This is a genomic window from Marinoscillum sp. HNIBRBA16962, assembly GCF_057801515.1.
Genome location: NZ_CM173603.1, coordinates 1,235,001 through 1,251,770, shown reverse-complemented (window position 1 = coordinate 1,251,770; position 16,770 = coordinate 1,235,001). Strand labels below are relative to the sequence as shown.

General features: G+C 43.5%; 15 protein-coding genes and 2 rRNA genes (1 of these 17 cut by a window edge). 5 read left to right on the top strand and 12 right to left on the bottom strand.

Annotated features, from left to right (window positions below):
- Positions 1–209: 209 nt before the first annotated feature.
- Positions 210–2,111: an AAA domain-containing protein gene (locus AC3E9V_RS05240; protein WP_488752135.1), complete on the bottom strand. Its 1,902-nt coding sequence runs from the start codon at positions 2,109–2,111 to the stop codon at positions 210–212.
- Between the two features lies 1 nt (position 2,112).
- On the bottom strand, positions 2,113–2,508 hold the full coding sequence (locus tag AC3E9V_RS05235; protein ID WP_488752134.1) for a TerB family tellurite resistance protein: 396 nt from the start codon (positions 2,506–2,508) through the stop codon (positions 2,113–2,115).
- A gap of 116 nt (positions 2,509–2,624) precedes the next feature.
- Between AC3E9V_RS05235 and AC3E9V_RS05230 the strand changes: the two genes are divergently transcribed.
- The 4 genes from AC3E9V_RS05230 to AC3E9V_RS05215 are packed head-to-tail and all read left to right on the top strand — an operon-like array spanning position 2,625 to position 5,244.
- Positions 2,625–3,212 (top strand): acyl carrier protein phosphodiesterase, encoded by a 588-nt coding sequence (locus AC3E9V_RS05230; RefSeq protein WP_488752133.1) that lies wholly within the window; start codon positions 2,625–2,627, stop codon positions 3,210–3,212.
- Entirely contained in the window at positions 3,209–3,586 is a 378-nt protein-coding gene (crcB, locus tag AC3E9V_RS05225; protein ID WP_488752132.1) for a fluoride efflux transporter CrcB, read from the top strand. The genes AC3E9V_RS05230 and crcB overlap by 4 nt, the downstream gene beginning before the upstream one ends.
- Before the next feature lie 60 nt (positions 3,587–3,646).
- Positions 3,647–4,831, top strand: a complete 1,185-nt coding sequence (locus tag AC3E9V_RS05220; RefSeq protein ID WP_488752131.1) for a J domain-containing protein — start codon at positions 3,647–3,649, stop codon at positions 4,829–4,831.
- The gene (locus tag AC3E9V_RS05215; RefSeq protein ID WP_488752130.1) at positions 4,828–5,244 is read left to right on the top strand and encodes a DUF3052 domain-containing protein; all 417 of its coding nucleotides are present in this window, start codon (positions 4,828–4,830) and stop codon (positions 5,242–5,244) included. The genes AC3E9V_RS05220 and AC3E9V_RS05215 overlap by 4 nt, the downstream gene beginning before the upstream one ends.
- A 4-nt stretch (positions 5,245–5,248) precedes the next feature.
- Here the strand turns inward: AC3E9V_RS05215 and AC3E9V_RS05210 are convergent, their stop codons facing one another.
- Together AC3E9V_RS05210 and AC3E9V_RS05205 are read right to left on the bottom strand one after the other, a co-directional pair.
- Complete coding sequence (locus AC3E9V_RS05210; protein WP_488752129.1) at positions 5,249–5,836, bottom strand: acyl-CoA thioesterase; 588 nt, start codon at positions 5,834–5,836, stop codon at positions 5,249–5,251.
- A 39-nt stretch (positions 5,837–5,875) separates the two neighbouring features.
- Positions 5,876–6,256, bottom strand: coding sequence for a hypothetical protein (locus AC3E9V_RS05205; RefSeq protein ID WP_488752128.1), 381 nt, complete (start codon positions 6,254–6,256; stop codon positions 5,876–5,878).
- A 139-nt stretch (positions 6,257–6,395) separates the two neighbouring features.
- On the opposite strand from AC3E9V_RS05205, the gene AC3E9V_RS05200 reads away from it, so the two are divergent.
- Positions 6,396–7,166, top strand: coding sequence for a class I SAM-dependent methyltransferase (locus AC3E9V_RS05200; RefSeq protein ID WP_488752127.1), 771 nt, complete (start codon positions 6,396–6,398; stop codon positions 7,164–7,166).
- 45 nt (positions 7,167–7,211) lie between these two features.
- On the opposite strand, the gene AC3E9V_RS05195 is transcribed toward AC3E9V_RS05200, so the two are convergent.
- The 8 genes from AC3E9V_RS05195 to AC3E9V_RS05160 all read right to left on the bottom strand — a co-directional run.
- On the bottom strand, positions 7,212–8,207 hold the full coding sequence (locus tag AC3E9V_RS05195) for a glycosyltransferase family 2 protein (protein WP_488752126.1): 996 nt from the start codon (positions 8,205–8,207) through the stop codon (positions 7,212–7,214).
- On the bottom strand, positions 8,200–9,171 hold the full coding sequence (locus AC3E9V_RS05190) for a glycosyltransferase family 2 protein (RefSeq protein WP_488752125.1): 972 nt from the start codon (positions 9,169–9,171) through the stop codon (positions 8,200–8,202). Before AC3E9V_RS05190 ends, AC3E9V_RS05195 begins: the two co-directional genes overlap by 8 nt.
- 11 nt (positions 9,172–9,182) lie before the next feature.
- Positions 9,183–9,704, bottom strand: coding sequence for a DUF4199 domain-containing protein (locus AC3E9V_RS05185; protein WP_488752124.1), 522 nt, complete (start codon positions 9,702–9,704; stop codon positions 9,183–9,185).
- 8 nt (positions 9,705–9,712) lie between these two features.
- Entirely contained in the window at positions 9,713–10,222 is a 510-nt protein-coding gene (locus AC3E9V_RS05180; RefSeq protein ID WP_488752123.1) for a DUF4199 domain-containing protein, read from the bottom strand.
- Positions 10,215–11,489, bottom strand: coding sequence for a dihydroorotase (locus AC3E9V_RS05175; RefSeq protein ID WP_488752122.1), 1,275 nt, complete (start codon positions 11,487–11,489; stop codon positions 10,215–10,217). The genes AC3E9V_RS05180 and AC3E9V_RS05175 overlap by 8 nt, the downstream gene beginning before the upstream one ends.
- Positions 11,489–13,441 (bottom strand): BatA domain-containing protein, encoded by a 1,953-nt coding sequence (locus AC3E9V_RS05170; protein ID WP_488752121.1) that lies wholly within the window; start codon positions 13,439–13,441, stop codon positions 11,489–11,491. Before AC3E9V_RS05170 ends, AC3E9V_RS05175 begins: the two co-directional genes overlap by 1 nt.
- A gap of 522 nt (positions 13,442–13,963) precedes the next feature.
- Positions 13,964–14,075 (bottom strand): 5S ribosomal RNA (gene rrf / locus AC3E9V_RS05165).
- A 181-nt stretch (positions 14,076–14,256) separates the two neighbouring features.
- Positions 14,257–16,770 (bottom strand): 23S ribosomal RNA (locus AC3E9V_RS05160) (it continues 375 nt past the right edge of the window).

Genomic DNA, 16,770 nt, shown 5'->3' with positions numbered 1-16,770 from the left:
CAGGAACAAAAAAACGAATCCCCTCCTTAACATACTAGAAAATTAGTAAAGGCTGTTCTCTCTACATAAATGAATGAGATGAACCAGAACTATTCATCGTTAAACCAGCATTTTTAAAAATCAGGGGGCTATTTTCGAACTTTTAAGGATTAGCTTTTCAAGCTATGATTTTTAAAATTCTACCTTGAAAAACCTGTATAAATGACCACTTACGTATACAAATACTCAAAAGCGCTATGATAAAAATTTCTCGACTGTAGATTTTGTACCAGCTCATCAAAAAAAGGATTGGCACTCAGTGTAGCTGAGTCTCCTACCATTATCAGTAAATACTTTGCCCTGGTCATCGCCACATTCATACGGCGCTTATCAGCTAAAAAACCTATCTCCCCGCTTGGATTGCTACGTACCATAGAGATGAGCATTATATCCCGCTCCTGTCCCTGGAAGGCATCTACTGAATTAACAGATACCTGTCTTCCCAGCTCTTTGTACCACGGGTAATCCAAAATAAAGGTGTTCAGTTTTTCTACCTGTGCCTTGTAAGGAGCAATAATGCCGATACGTAAAAGTGGCTTTTCCTGCTCATCAAGCTCTCCCAGTATACGGTCCAGCTGATCCAAAACAAAGCGGGCCTCCTCCTCATTGTAAGTAGAAAGCGTTTCGGGGTTGAGTTTTTCATCATAGCCACAGCCTGCCGTGTCAATGAATGCAACAGGTTGTTGGAAAAGCTGCCTTCGGTTTCTGATCACTTCTCCACTCTTTAATTTTCCCTTGTAGAAATAATTATTAGAGAATGACATGATCTCATCATGCATGCGGTACTGTGTCTCCAGCATTACATCTGCTTTGAACTTATCAATAGTCCGCTCAAAAATGGTTTCTGACAAACCGGCATTAGCTGCTTCTTTAGACTTAACCGTGGGAGGAAGCTGCCAGTGATCTCCGGCCATCACCACGCGGCTTGCTTTCAATACCGGAATCCACGAGGCAGGTTCCAGGGCCTGAGATGCTTCATCTATAAACAGGGTTTTAAAGGTTCGCCCTTGCAAAAAACTACTATTGGCACCCACAAGTGTACAGGCTATGACCTCCGCTTTGTTTAGCTCATCCCGGATCATATGGTCTTCCAGGAGGTGAGCGTCTTCCCGGAGGTTTCTGGCCTCATCCAGTAAGAGCTTTCTTTGTTGACGCTCCGCTCTTCCAAAGTTTCGCTTGTATTTTTTCCCCAGCTCTCTGAACTCTTCCGCTTTTCTCCTCAGGTCCTTCAGCATTTTAGCATCATTGTGCTCAGACAGCCGTGCATCAACTGTACAGGAGATCACCTCCTCCGTCACGCGAGCAGGATGCCCGATCCTTAAAACACGCAATCCCTGCTTTGTCAGCTTTTCAGCTAGAAGGTCTACGGCTGCATTACTTGCAGCACTGACCAATACCTGCTTTTCGTCGGAAACGGTATCTTTTATGGCTTCTACAAGCGTAGTGGTTTTCCCTGTGCCGGGAGGTCCGTGAACAAGTGCGAGATCCTTTGCTGCCCGTATCAAGTTCAAAGCCCTGTTCTGACTGTCATTGAGGTTTGGATGCCTCACATCATGATTTTGTTCAAAAAAAGGCTCCTCGGAACCCAGTAAAATCTTTATAAGCTCGGCAATCCTCCCTTCCCGGACACCAGCCAAATGACGCATGGTCCGCTCCATTTCGTCGTAGGTACTTTCATCAAAAAGGAGGTCTACCCCCAGTCTGCCTTCGTCCAGCCAATCCGGCGGGTCTTCTTTATTCAGAACCAGGGTCATGTATTTGTCAGAAATCCTGCTAATGATTCCTGAAGCGCTGAGTTTTCTTTTGGCATCATTTAAAAAGAGGCTGGCCGACGAACCTGCCTGAAAGAAATGCCGATTATCAAGGTCTGTATTTCGCTCTATCTTCAATGTCCACTTTTCACCAGTCCCCAGATATGACCGGTCGATCTGTACAGGGTACCATGTAACCCCCTCTTTCTTTCTGTCCTCAAGGGATCGATTACGAATTTTATCCTCGTATTGCTTTCTGTCCTCCTCCCTTTCCTTTTTGAGGAGCCTCAAAAGGTGGAGAAAATGCTCCGAATAATCCATCTTATTTTTTCAGGTATCGCTGTATGGTGTCTTTGAGCGATTCTTTGTCAGCAGAGATCTCAGGGTCGCTGTAGATTTTTAGCATGAGTTCCAGCAGTACCTCTTCACTGTAACCCAACTTGCTAGCCATTTTTGCACAAAAGCTTATTTCCTCTTTATAAAGCCGACCATCTATTTTCATGAGCTGTACGATATTATAGATATACTCGTACTTTTCATCGTTGCTAAGCTTATCAAGGTCTTCAATAAGACTCGGGTCTTCAAAGCACGCACTTATGTCATCAGAGGACATGCCATTTGCTTCACCTATTTGCTTGATGAGGTCTATTTCGTCCTGCACAACCACCCCGTCTACTCTTGCCAGTTGTACGAGTAAATTGAGATGGGTTCGGTTCATATTTGTCAAATTTCCTGAGATAATCAGTTAACGTTTAGCGGAACTAGCAAATTAATTTTTAAACTTAAGTTAAAATCCAAGATGTACAAAATTTTTGTACAGCATAACTGCACTAAATGAACTTCTTAGCTCACATATATCTGTCACCTCACCAGGAAAAAGTCATGGTCGGTAATTTTGTGGGTGACTTTGTCAAAGGTAAAGCCTTTGAAGAATATGACCCGGAAATTCAGAAGGGTATATTGCTGCATCGCGAAATAGACCGGTATACTGACGTGCATGAGGTAGTCACTCAGAGTAAGGAACGATTGAGACCAAAGTATCATCACTATGCGCCGGTCATTATTGATATTTTTTACGATCATTTTCTAGCTGCAATGTGGGAAGAATATCATGTAGAATCGCTCATATCTTTTACCGAGAGGTTTTATCAAATGATGAGCAAATACCTCGATATGGTACCGAAAAAAGCTGTCCGCATGTTTTCCTATATGAAAAGAGATAATTGGCTTTACCACTATAAATTTACAGAGGGTGTACACCGGGCACTCAGCGGGATGGCAAGAAGGACTCCTTTCGAATCTAAAATGGAACATGCTACTAAAGATCTGAAAAAGGACTATGATGCTTACAAAGAAGAATTCACGACGTTCTTTCCTGACCTGGAAAAGCATGCCAGACAATACCTTGACACACTGAAATGATGAAGAATTTACTTCTGGTTGGATTTGGTGGATTTGCAGGAAGTATCTCCAGATACCTCATTGGGCTTTATAGCCTGAAACTTACCACAGCGGCATTTCCTTATGGAACGCTTACTGTAAACCTCGTAGGTAGCCTGCTGATTGGCTTCCTCGCAGGCATAATGACCAAATCCACCTATCAACCATATCAATTATTCCTCCTGACCGGATTTTGCGGAGGGTTTACCACATTCTCCACATTTTCACTGGAAGGAGTAAAACTCCTGCGCAGTGAACTGTACGGTCAGTATCTTATATACGTCTCTGCCAGTCTCATTGGTGGGCTGGCTTTATGCTTTCTGGCACTATGGATTGCGCAAAAGCTGATTTCATAAGGAAACAATAATCCCCCTAAAATGCGTTAAGAAGCTATTAAAAGGAAAAAACCTCAGCTTATGGTAAACTATTACTCCATACTAGGTATCACAGAGTCAGCCTCCGGAGCTGAGATTAGAGCGGCATTTAAAAGACTTGCTTTGCAATATCACCCTGATAAACACAGAGGAGATACTGCAATGGAGGAGCGGTTCAAAGAAATCAACCAGGCTTATCAGGTCTTATCAAACCCCTACGAAAAGGCCCGGTATGACATACAGTACAAATACGGACAATCACAACCTTATACCTCCGGTCAAACGTACAACCCGCCACCTCCTCCACCCAGACCAGGAACCTACCGCAGAAGGCCACAATACCATGAGCCAGAGATAGACTGGAAGGAAAACTGGAAGGCCACTGCTTATGCATTCGGGTTTACCTTTATCCTGGCTGTCATCGTCATGTCAGGCATTAGCATAAAAGACTACCTGGATTCTGAAGCGTTAAAAGAACGACTTGCCGAGCGAAGAGCCAGGTTTGAAGAAGCTAAATCTCACTACAGAGTTGGGAATGTAGGGACAGCGCTGGAAACGATCAATGGACTGGGGACCTTCCTCGAATCTGAGGAGGATATGTACCAGTACAAAACAGAGCTCTACAATTCATTCATATTTCAGGGAGAACACAATTTTAACCAGGGAGAATACGATCAGGCTATTTATTATTTTGAGCTTATCGAGGAGTATGCCGAACGTCAGCCACTTCCGTTAAAAGAACATCTGGCGGTCTCTTACCGAAACACCAATCAACCTTACAAATCGCTAAAAGTTTTTAAGGAATTGCTGATCTCGGGGTATAGAGACCTGGAAATCTACATCGAAATGGCAGAAATCCACCGTGATCTTCTGCATAACCAGGAAGAAGCTAAAAGGTACTTTGAGATAGCCAGTGACAATGCTATTAAAAAATATGAAACTATATACGGGGATGCCTACCCTCTTGTCATAACCGGAAAAGCTCTTCCACCGCACCATTACCGTCTTTATACGGGGCTGGCAGACAGCTACCTGAAAACCGGAGAATACCTCAAAGCAGTAAAAGCCACCCACTGGAATATCAACGTCTGGCCGGACAGTATTGAAAACTACGTGATTGCCGCAAAAGGCTACGAAGCTCTGGGGATCACAAATAAGGCTTGCGAAAGCTATAAAAAAGCCCAAATTTTAGGGTATTCTGATCCCATATCACTTACCTGCCCATGAATGCTACTGCTGGCTACTCAGGAACTCCACTGGAGAAAAAATTAGGATTAAAACCCGGCTACAGGTGTTACTTACACAACTTAAACCTGGCTGAGCATTACTTTGATCTGCTCCAGGTCCCGGAAGACACTACTTTTGATGATACCCTGAGTGGTCAATATGATTTTATTCATGCATTTTTTATAGAAAAAGACAATCTGCAGAGCCACTGGAATCAGCTTAAAAAAGCCCTCAAGAAAGACGGAACACTGTGGATATCCTGGCCAAAAGGAGCATCTGAAATTCAAACAGACCTAAATGGAAATGATGTCCGTCGCATTGGACTGCAGGGAGGCCTCGTAGATGTAAAAGTATGCGCTGTGGATCAGGACTGGTCAGGATTAAAATTTATGTGGCGAAAAGAGGATAGGTGAGTGATCACTCTTTTGCAAAAAACTTGCTCATATCATCATCCATGCCAGATAGCCTTGTCTCGCATCGCTGACCTTTTAGGAGGTGAAAATCCTCAGCCAATATAAAGTGGGACTTTTCGTCTTTCATCTTTTTGTTTGATTCAGACTTAAGGCGTTTTCGCTTAAGCGCATCAATAAACCTCCTGATATCATCCATATTTTCCAAAGCCAGTGGAGGAACTTTAGTCGGCTTGTCATCCTCTCCCTTGGCTACCATGGTAAAATAGCTGGTGTTGGTATGTTTGATGGTATGGTTCTTTACATTTTCAGCAGTTACCTGTATTCCCACCACCAGAGATGTATTACCCACATGATTTACAGAAGCCTTGAAATGGACAAGCTCACCTACATCTACCGGCTGTAAAAACTCCACTTCATCCACAGATACCGTCACACAATAAGCTCCGGCATGCTTGCTGGCACAGGCATAAGCTACCTTATCCATAAGTGAGAGCAGAATACCCCCATGGATCTTGCCGCCAAAATTGGCGTAACTGGGGATCATAAGCTCCGTAATTGTGGTTTTAGAAAATGCTACCGGTAATGCTTCCATATTACTTTTTTCTTGTACTGCCGAAATCCCTCACAGGCTTTACCCTACGATATCTCCGGTTTTATGAGCACATTGTTTTAGTCTCTTTTTTAAGATTAGTTTCCAGAATGGTGATCTTGTGATTACAAGCTTAACCTTTACCCAGAAGTTATGCCAGCGAACATCTTCTTTTTCCATACCGCCAGGTAATGCCTGCTTCTGAACCACATACTCAAAACCCATTTTTCGGGTTTCTTCCAGCGCACAGGGATTTCCATAAAGTATACCCTCAGTACTTTCTTTGTAGATATAGCTATAGTTCTTATCCCTGGGTTTGTTTTTGGACCTGTTCGCCTCCTTTTTCCGGTCCAGGTTTTCTGTTGGGATATATGACTTGACATCATCCTTTCCAACTTGCCCCCGGAGTTGAGAAAAAGTCATAAATAAGCAAAAAACTATGAAAAATTGCTTGATCATTGGCATAGGCGGAAATAATGTCTCATCACCCGATAAGACCCTTAAAGATAATTATCTTGAATATCTTTGGCCTCCTAAAATTTAATCAGTCATCCTATTATCCATGAAGCAGATCATTAGCTTTCTACTGCGTAAGGTTCCGCGAAAATACCTCCAGCTTGTCAGCCACTACGGCCTTAGGGTTGTAGCCCTCTTTTACAAAGGCAACACGGTAGAGTGCCCGGTCTGCACTTCTACCTTTCGCAAATTTCTCCCTTATGGCAGACAGGAATCCAGGGAAAACGCCCTGTGCCCCAAATGTCTGGCCCTTGAACGTCACAGATTGATTTGGCTTTACTTACAGCGAAAAACAGACTTTTTTACAAAAAAAAGAAAAATGCTCCACATTGCTCCTGAGCTTTGCTTTATGGATCGCTTTGAAGGTCTGGAAAACCTGGAATACATCACCGGAGACATAGAATCTCCACTCGCTAAAGTCAAAATGGATATTCATGATATTCCATTTGAGGAAAATACATTTGATATCATCTTTTGTAATCATGTGCTGGAGCATGTGAATGATGATATCCTCGCCATGAAAGAAATGCGACGAGTTCTTAAGCCCGGAGGGTGGGCCATTTTACAGATTCCTTTTTTTGAACCCATACAGGATAAGACCTTTGAAGATAAATCCATCACAGATCCAAAAGAGCGGGAAAAGGTATTTGGGCAGGATGACCATGTCCGTATGTATGGAAAAGATTATGCGGAAAGGTTAGCCTCTTCGGGATTCAAAGTTGTGGAAGAAAAAATGGTAATGGAGCTGTCTGAAGAGGAGGTTAAAAGGTATGCCCTCCCCAAAAAGGAGATTATTTACCGGGTCGAAAAACCTTAACCCCCAACTTTTCAAGTCCCTCTTCTATCATGAGAGCACCCGAAATCAATAAAGCTCAATGTATTTCGTATTTGGATCCAATCCTCTCAGTTTTCTGAACCACTCATAGATCAAACCATAACCATACCCGGCAAACTGAATTAACGCGACCAGGGGGCTGAGAAAGGCTACGCGAAAGGATTGAGTTTTAATCAAAGCCTCAGCATAAATCAGCAAGAAATAATTCAGATACAAAACCACTCCCACATATCCAAAAATACTACCTATGGCAGCCAGCCCTATTGAAAAAATCAACCCCAGGGTAAACACCAGTGGAAATAAGTGAATGAGTTTCAGCTCACCCGGGTAAAACCTTGTGAGGTTGACCCTCGCACGACCAAAGTATTTCAACTGCTTATAAAACTTAGAAAGGTTGGTTCGCCGCTTGTGGTAAACAAAAGCTTTCGGAATTAAGGCCGTTTTAAACCCGCTCTCCAAAATCCTGGCGCTAAATTCCATGTCTTCCCCCATAAAAGGAATGATATACCCTTTGGTTTGCTCAAAAACCTCGCGACTTATGCCCATATTAAAACTCCGTGGGTGATAGGTGCCTACATGTGTTTTATTACCCCGGATCCCTCCCGTAGTGAAAAAGGATGTCATAGAGTGACTGATGGCTTTCTGAATGGGCGTAAATGACTTATGTGCCGCATCAGGCCCGCCAAAGGCATCTACCTTTTGCTTTGACAGAAAGTCCTCTACTGACTCCAGGTAGTGAGGTGGTATCAGGCAATCAGAATCAAAAACAATCAGGTAATCGCCAGAGGCTCGTTTGTACCCATAATTTCGGGCAAACCCCTGTCCTTCATTTTCTTTGAAGAAATATTTGATATCAAGCCTTTGTCCAAAACTCCCAACCACAACATCAGACTTGACCGTAGATCCATCCTCAATGACAATAACCTCAAAATCCTTAAAAGTCTGAGCAGTAAGGGTGTCTAATAACTCAGCTACTTCTCCCGGTCTATTGTAAACTGGAATAATAATAGAATACTTAGGCATCTGAGCCAAGCTTTTCGATAATCAGATAGTCACTCTTTTTAGGATTGACCTGGATGATCATTTCAGCCAAAAAACCTGCTAAAAACAGCTGTGTACCAATGACAATGGCCACAAGAGCAAGAAAGAAAAGCGGCTGATCCACTATATCCCTCGCAGGTAAGTGATGTTGTATTTCATAGAGCTTTCTGGCTATCAGCCAAATGGTCACCACCATCCCGAAAAAGAAAGATAAAGTCCCCAGAGATCCAAAAAAATGCATGGGGTTCTTTCTAAAGCGGGTCACAAAGCTGACTGAGATCAAATCCAGAAAACCGTTAATAAACCGCTCTAACCCAAATTTTGTCCTGCCATACTTCCTGGGCCTGTGCTCCACTTCCTTCTCCCCGATTTTATAAAAACCATTCCACTTGGCAATCAATGGGATGTACCGGTGCATTTCTCCATAAACCTCGATGTTTTTCACCACCTGGCTATCATACGCTTTCAGGCCACAGTTAAAATCATGGAGCCTGATTCCGGATACCTTTCTGGTTACGGCATTAAAAAATCTGGAAGGTATCGTTTTACCAATAGGGTCTTTCCTTTTCCTTTTCCACCCGGAAACAAGCTGATACCCCTCTTTGGTGATCATATTTACCAGCTCAGGTATCTCATCCGGGCTGTCCTGAAGATCAGCATCCATGGTGATCACCACGCTGCCCCTGGCTTCCTGAAAACCAGTCTGTAATGCAGCTGATTTGCCATAGTTTCGGTTAAACCGCAGCCCCCGGGCTCTTGGGTCTTTTTGAAAAAGGGAGGTGATAACCTCCCATGACTTATCAGTACTCCCATCATCTACAAAAAGCACCTCCATACTGTACTGGTGCTTATCAGTTACGTCAACTATCCACTTAAACAGTTCGGGTAGCGACTCTTCTTCATTATAAACCGGGATGACAATGGAAAGTAATAACTCTTTTGACACGTACTTTTTTGTTATTCAAATTCAGGTCTCGATTTCTTCGTGATTGCTGAAATAATAAGCGCAATGATAAAACCAAAAAACACACCTCCAACAATTCCGAAAATTAATACTGCAGTGGGACCCATAAAGTTTTCTGACATGCTCATCGCCTGTTCTATCTGTGCTTCACTCATGCCTTGCTCTTCCATAGCCACTCGTTGAGCATCCATTACATTTTGCATGTAGTTCGGATTGATATATTTGATGTAGATAAAGGCAAAGATGCTGCCCAGGACTGAGGATACGAGCGCCATTAAGGTTCCCAAACCAAGACCCTGCCCATAGTTCATGTAGCCATCTCCGTCGCGGATAAATTCTTTATGCGCGAAAAACATGACTACAGCGGTGATTATATAGCCTAGCCAGCCAGCCACAGAGTTACCTACCAAGCCGGCAAAATCAATTCCTACAAAATAAATGATGCCCAGAAGGCCACTGATAACTCCGTATTTCAGTGCTACACTTTTGAGTGATACGTCTTTTGTTTCTTCCATTTTGGTGATTATTTAGGTTGTTTTCTTAAAATTATGGATATAACCGGGGTTATAAAGAATCCTGCCAATATTTTTTTTAACGTAGAACTGATAATAAGGTCACCCATAGTTACTTTTTGAATCTCCAGCAGTTGTTTTGCGAAACCCTCTTCGCCAAATTGTTCTTTATAAATATCAGCTCTACTATTCAAAAAATTAGTCGCTGCTTCCTGGTATTTTATTACAGCATCTTCAGCAAAAAAGAAAAAAATCATCAACCCCAATGAAAAAATTGCCGTGGAAATGGCATAAACAGTAAAACCTATGGTCATTCCTTGCCAAAAGTGAAGGATTCCATTGTTGCCATAAGTCTTAAATTCCTTCAAGGCAAAGAATATAAAGAGACCAAATATGAGGATGTCAAATAAAAGATGGCCTATATTGATCAGTGGGTTTAATCCAAAAAAAGCCGATATATGATAAAGGATTATCAAAAAGGCACCACAGGCAATAGCATATTTCCAGGATGCTTTAAACATGTGCAGTCAATTCCTTTTGCGTTTTCAGAATTTCGCCGTTAATCACATTCGTACATCTACCTGTTAATTTCTCTCCAAAAAGCGGTGAGTTTTCAGATCTGGAAGGGTTGATGTATGTATCGAAAAGCCACTCCTGCTTAGGGTCAAAAACAGCTAGTCGTGCCTCATTTCCCTTTTCAATTTTAACATCGGTCAAACCCAGAATTTTCCGGGGTCCATGAGTCAATCGTTCAATGCTTATTTCCAGTGGAAGCTCATCGCTTAATTTCACCAGGTTGCTAAAAACAGTTGGTAATGAACAAATACCATAAGCGGCCAGGTCAAATTCCAGCTCTTTGTTTTCAGCATCCTGCGGCTGGTGAGAGGAGACAATCGCATCGATCACACCGGATTTTAGTCCGTTGATCAGCGCTTTTCTATCCTTTTCTGAGCGAAATGGCGGATCCACCTTATAATTAGTATCAAAGGATAGTAAAAGTTGGTCCGTATACATGAGCTGATGAATGGCTACATCACACGTGACTTTGAGCCCGGCCTTTTTTGCCTCCTTAATAAGTTCCACCCCTTTGGCGGTAGAAAGATGGGTAAAATGCATTCTACCTCCGGCATATTTAAGCACATCCAGATCACGCTTTATTGACAACTCCTCCGACAAGGAAGGCTCTCCCTTCAATCCCAGAGATGTACTTACAGGCCCTTCATGCATTTGACTGAACTGCGAAAGGTGAATATCCTTCGCCCTGTTGATTATAAGCCCGTCAAACTTTTGGACATATTGAAGTGCCTTTAATAAAAGTTCAGAGTTCCAGATTGGTAACAGACCATCAGAAAAAGCAACCGATCCGGCAGCATTCAGATCCAGTATTTCAGTTAAGTTTTCTCCGGCACATCCCTCACTCACCGCTGCTATCGGGTGAATGGTAATTCCTTCTGTGGATTTGTTTTTCAGAAAGCTAACATCACTTTTTGAATCAATGACTGGTTCGGTATTTGGGATCAGACATACATCTGTAAATCCCGAAAAAAGCGCAGAGTTTATCCCGGAGTGTACGGTCTCCTTATGTTCGTTTCCAGGTTCATTAAAGTGAGCAAATAAATCCACCAGCCCTGGCGATAAATACTGCCCACCCAGGTCAATTTCCTTTTTTGCTGAAAGTTTTGTTCCAATTTCAACAATGCGGCCCCCTTCTACCAGTACATCAAGCTTTTTGTTATGATGTGATGAAGTTTGGTCCAGAATATGGGCGTTTTTAAGTAAAAGCTTCATTAAATAAACCTAAGCAGTATTATCTCTGAGATCAAAAAGAACAGTGCCAAAAATAGTGCATATTTCCATAAACTATCGGAATCACCATCATTAGATCGCTGCTCTGAAAATTCCTGCACATTCACAATCTCCTGAACATTCACATGAGAATATCCTGAAGTAAGCTTTTGCAGCTCCTCACCTGAAAAAGTGCCTATTTCAGATTCTGTTTTAGCATAATTAATAGCCACACTTCTAAGCGTATCATCATCCATAGTAAGATAATAAAGACCCGGATTATCCAACACCTCTGGTATTTCAATCATCAATCCCTCATCTGTAAATCTTGTGGATGGTAAAAAGCTATTATTCTGATTTTTAAGCTCAATGAGCCGTTCCCTGGAGATAGAATCCTGCCTGATACGGATCACATCCCTTCCCATCCTGAAATAGAGTTTATTTAGCTCCTCCCGTTGAGCCAGCTTATACATTACAGGCACAAAAATGGCATGTTTTGGGAAAGTGCCTTCATTGGACTCCAGCCCGGAAGCGATGAAGTAAATATTCTCATTTTTCAAAAGGAAAGGAAGGCCTGCATCAGTCACCAAAACAGGTTCGTAATACCCCTGCACCTCATATTCCACTTCCACATCAGGTAGGCTTAAACGATCGTTTCGCTCAGTAAACACGTCCTTAAAAAAAGGATTATTCAGGGAGTTACTCGCAAGCCCTGTTGTTTTGGCAGAATCCAACTTCTTAATAGTAAACCCTAAAATTGAATTATAACTACCCAATGATACCTGGTCTCCCGGACAAACCAGAACCTTACCTTTTAACTGGGAAAACTGACTGTTAAGCCAGTCCGGAATACTTTCCAAATGATCCAGTATCAGGAGGTCTGCATTCATTACATTCTGAAAGGAGGCATTTGTTACGCTTTCAGTAGACAAGGTAAAGTAATCAGCATTAAAGACTCTCTGCAGAAAACGATTATCAAAATCATCATAAAGGATTACTACCGAAGGCTTTTCTGATTTGTTGATAGAAAAATGAAACTTATTATCAAATACCACAGGTGAATCATCAATCTCAATTCGATATTCGCCTGTCACATTCACCCCAACCCCTAGATCCAGTAACAAACTATGGCTCGTTTTCGGACCAATGTTTACCGTAAAAGACGCCAGTTGTGTATCCTCTTTAAAAAGCTTCACTAGCAAATCTGACACAGGCTCACTATCCGTATTATTAATTACAATGTTCAGCTTGCTATCCGAGGAAATACTGAGAGGTTCATTCAAATAGACTGAATCTACATATAGATTTCTCTCTATAGGTGACTGAAGCTTGTACAAAGTAGTCCGAATAGTAGTGTCCTCAATTATTGCTTCCAATCCGGAAGAAGTACTTTTCTGAAAGTCAGAAAAGACATAAAAATATTGAGCCTGAAGTTGCTTTATTTTCGGGTATACTTGGTCGAGAGTTGTTACATGATTGGCGTAGTCTGTTTCAAGCACTTTTTCAGCAACTTCTTCCCGTACATCCCACTTCAATACGCGCTCATCATTAGTTATTAAACCTACATTTAGCCCTTTAGGTAAACTATTTAATAATCCTGATACGCTGGAAACTGAATTGAGCAATAACAAATTACCGCTTTCATCTGTTCGCTGGAGGCTCAAAGAATTGTCAAGATAAATTACAGGAGAAGCTACCGGTCCTTTAGATTCTTCTGAAATCAAATATGGCTGGCTGAATGCAAAGACCAGAAAGACTATTGCCAAAATTCTGGTGAGTAAAACTAAAAGTTTCTTTAAGGTCGTACGCGACTTACGCTGTTGAGTAACATTCGTTAAAAACTTAAGATTTGAAAAATAGATCTTCTTCACCCTTCTTAAATTGAATAAGTGAATCAGGATCGGAATTAAAATTAACAAGAACGCCCAAAATGCTTCAGGATTGAGAAAATACATTAATGTGTATTATTTATACTCCTAACGAACGCCCAAATCTATAGTTATTTTTTATCAATGTTAATTTAGGATCACTCAATATTTGTGTGCGTCTGGAAAATATTATCCCTCCCTTGGAGGCGCACAGCTAGTGAGGGCGCAGGGAGAGGATTTGAGAGAAAATAGGCTCATTCAGGACTTTAATCCTATACAATGTTGCCATGCATGGCAAACAAAAAAGGGATGCTGAATTAACAACATCCCACATGTTACCGGGGCACGTAGCCTGAAGACTACGCGTCCCGGTGCATCAGCATTGGTGGGCTGGGCGGGCGCCCCCCGGCTTAACCGGCAACCGTTATAACAAAAAAGCCTCCCAGATCGCTCTGAAAGGCTATATAATAAACTGGCAACGACGGGGACGCCCAGTCGCGGGCGGCTAGTCGCGGGCGGCTAGCCCTACTCTCCAGAGTAGGTCGTTAATATCTTTGAAACACCTAACAAAAGAAAAGCCTCTCAGATTACTCCAAGAGGCTTATAATAAACTGGCAACGACCTACTCTCCCACATGTTACTGCAGTACCATCAGCGCTGGTGGGCTTAACTTCTCTGTTCGGAATGGAAAGAGGTGGACCCCACCGCCATAATCACCATAAAGTCTTCCTACCTACGTTCTGGTAATATCAGTACTTCAGTAGATAAATTCTTAGTTACAAGGTTATCGGTTACTTCTTAACCATATCCTGATAACTCATTAACCATATTGTGAAAGATTTACTTTGAAAAGAAAAAATCAAGCGAGTTTATCGCTCCCCGACATGCATACCGTCGGAGTACGAAGAAAGCTTACGGGTAATTAGTACTGCTCGGCTCTGATATCACTACCTATATACCTGCAGCCTATCTACGTCATCATCTTTAACGTCCCTTAAAAGAAACCTCATCTTGTAGTGGGTTTCGCGCTTAGATGCTTTCAGCGCTTATCCCTTCCTAACATAGCTACCCAGCAGTGCCCCTGGCGAGACAACTGGTACACCAGCGGTTAGTCCATCTCGGTCCTCTCGTACTAAAGACAGATCTACTCAAGTTTCTTACGCTCGCAACAGATAGGGACCGAACTGTCTCACGACGTTCTGAACCCAGCTCGCGTGCCACTTTAATGGGCGAACAGCCCAACCCTTGGGACCTTCTCCAGCCCCAGGATGTGACGAGCCGACATCGAGGTGCCAAACCTCCCCGTCGATGTGAGCTCTTGGGGGAGATCAGCCTGTTATCCCCGGAGTACCTTTTATCCTTTGAGCGATGGCCCTTCCATACAGAACCACCGGATCACTATATCCGTCTTTCGACCCTGATCGGCTTGTGGGCCTCACAGTCAAGCACCCTTATGCTATTGCACTCCACGCATGATTACCAAACATGCTGAGGGTACCTTTGAAAGCCTCCGTTACACTTTTGGAGGCGACCACCCCAGTCAAACTACCCACCACACACTGTCTCCGCCAGCTGGCGGATTAGGCATCAGATAAATAAAGGGCGGTATTTCACCAACGACTCCACCATGCCTGGCGACACAGCTTCAGAGTCTCCCGCCTATCCTACACATCATTTACCCAATACCAATGTGAAGCTATAGTAAAGGTTCACGGGGTCTTTCCGTCCCGTTGCGAGTAAGCGGCATCTTCACCGCTACTACAATTTCACCGAGCTCATGGCCGAGACAGTGCCCAGATCGTTACACCATTCGTGCAGGTCGGAACTTACCCGACAAGGAATTTCGCTACCTTAGGACCGTTATAGTTACGGCCGCCGTTTACTGGGGCTTCAGTTCAATGCTTCGCCGAAGCTAACATCCCCCCTTAACCTTCCAGCACCGGGCAGGTGTCAGGCCTTATACCTCATCTTTCGATTTCGCAAAGCCATGTGTTTTTGGTAAACAGTCGCCTGGGCCTTTTCACTGCGTCCCCGACGCTTTACCGTCGGGGAGCCCCTTCTCCCGAAGTTACAGGGCCATTTTGCCTAGTTCCTTAGCCATGAATCACTCGAGCACCTCAGGATTCTCTCCTTGACTACCTGTGTCGGTTTACGGTACAGGCACCTTTATCCTAACCTTAGAGGTTTTTCTTGGAAGTCTGATTAGCCACTCTATCCGCGCGTCCGTAGACTTGCGGTACTATCAGGTTCAGCTAAACTTGCGGATTTACCTGCAAGTCCAATACCTACACCCTTCAACGTACTATTCCGTCAGTACGCGGTGGTTCCACTACTCCGTCACCCCATCGAAAATAAAGGTGGTACGGGAATATTAACCCGTTATCCATCGACTACCCCCTTCGGGTTCGCCTTAGGTCCTGACTAACCCCCGGCTGATTAGCATTGCCGGGGAAACCTTAGTCTATCGGTGTGCGGGTTTCTCGCCCGCATTATCGTTACTTATGCCTACATTTGCGCTTCTCTGCAGTCCAGATATCCTCACGGATACCCTTCGCCCCGCAGAGAATGCTCCCCTACCGTGTATAAATACACCCTAAGCTTCGGTACTATACTTGATGCCCGATTATTATCGATGCCCTGTCGCTCGACCAGTGAGCTGTTACGCACTCTTTAAATGAATGGCTGCTTCCAAGCCAACATCCTGGCTGTCTAAGCAACTGGACCCCCTTAGTTCAACTTAGTATAGATTTTGGGACCTTAGCTGTAGGTCTGGGTTCTTTCCCTCTCGGACTTGGACCTTAGCACCCAAGCCCTCACTGTGAAGTATATTTATCAGCATTCGGAGTTCATCTGGATTTGGTAGGATGTGACTCCCCCTAGTCCAATTGGTAGCTCTACCTCTGATAAACTTAACCTCCACGCTGCTCCTAAAAGCATTTCGGGGAGTACGAGCTATCTCTCAGTTTGATTGGCCTTTCACCCCTACCCACAGGTCATCCAAATACTTTTCAACGTATACTGGTTCGGGCCTCCATGTGGTGTTACCCACACTTCACCCTGCCCATGGGTAGATCACCAAGTTTCGCGTCTGCCACTGCTGACTAACCGCCCTGTTAAGACTCGCTTTCGCTCCGGATTCGTCCCTGTAGAACTTAACCTTGCCAACAACGACAACTCGTAGGCTCATTATGCAAAAGGCACGCCGTCATCCCACTAAAGGACTCCGACCGCTTGTAAGCGCACGGTTTCAGGTACTATTTCACCCCCTTACTCAGGGTGCTTTTCACCTTTCCCTCACGGTACTGGTTCACTATCGGTCTCTCAGGAGTATTTAGCCTTACCGGATGGTGCCGGCTGATTCAGACGGGATTCCTCCGGTCCCGCCATACTCAGGATACTGCTAGGTAATATAAACT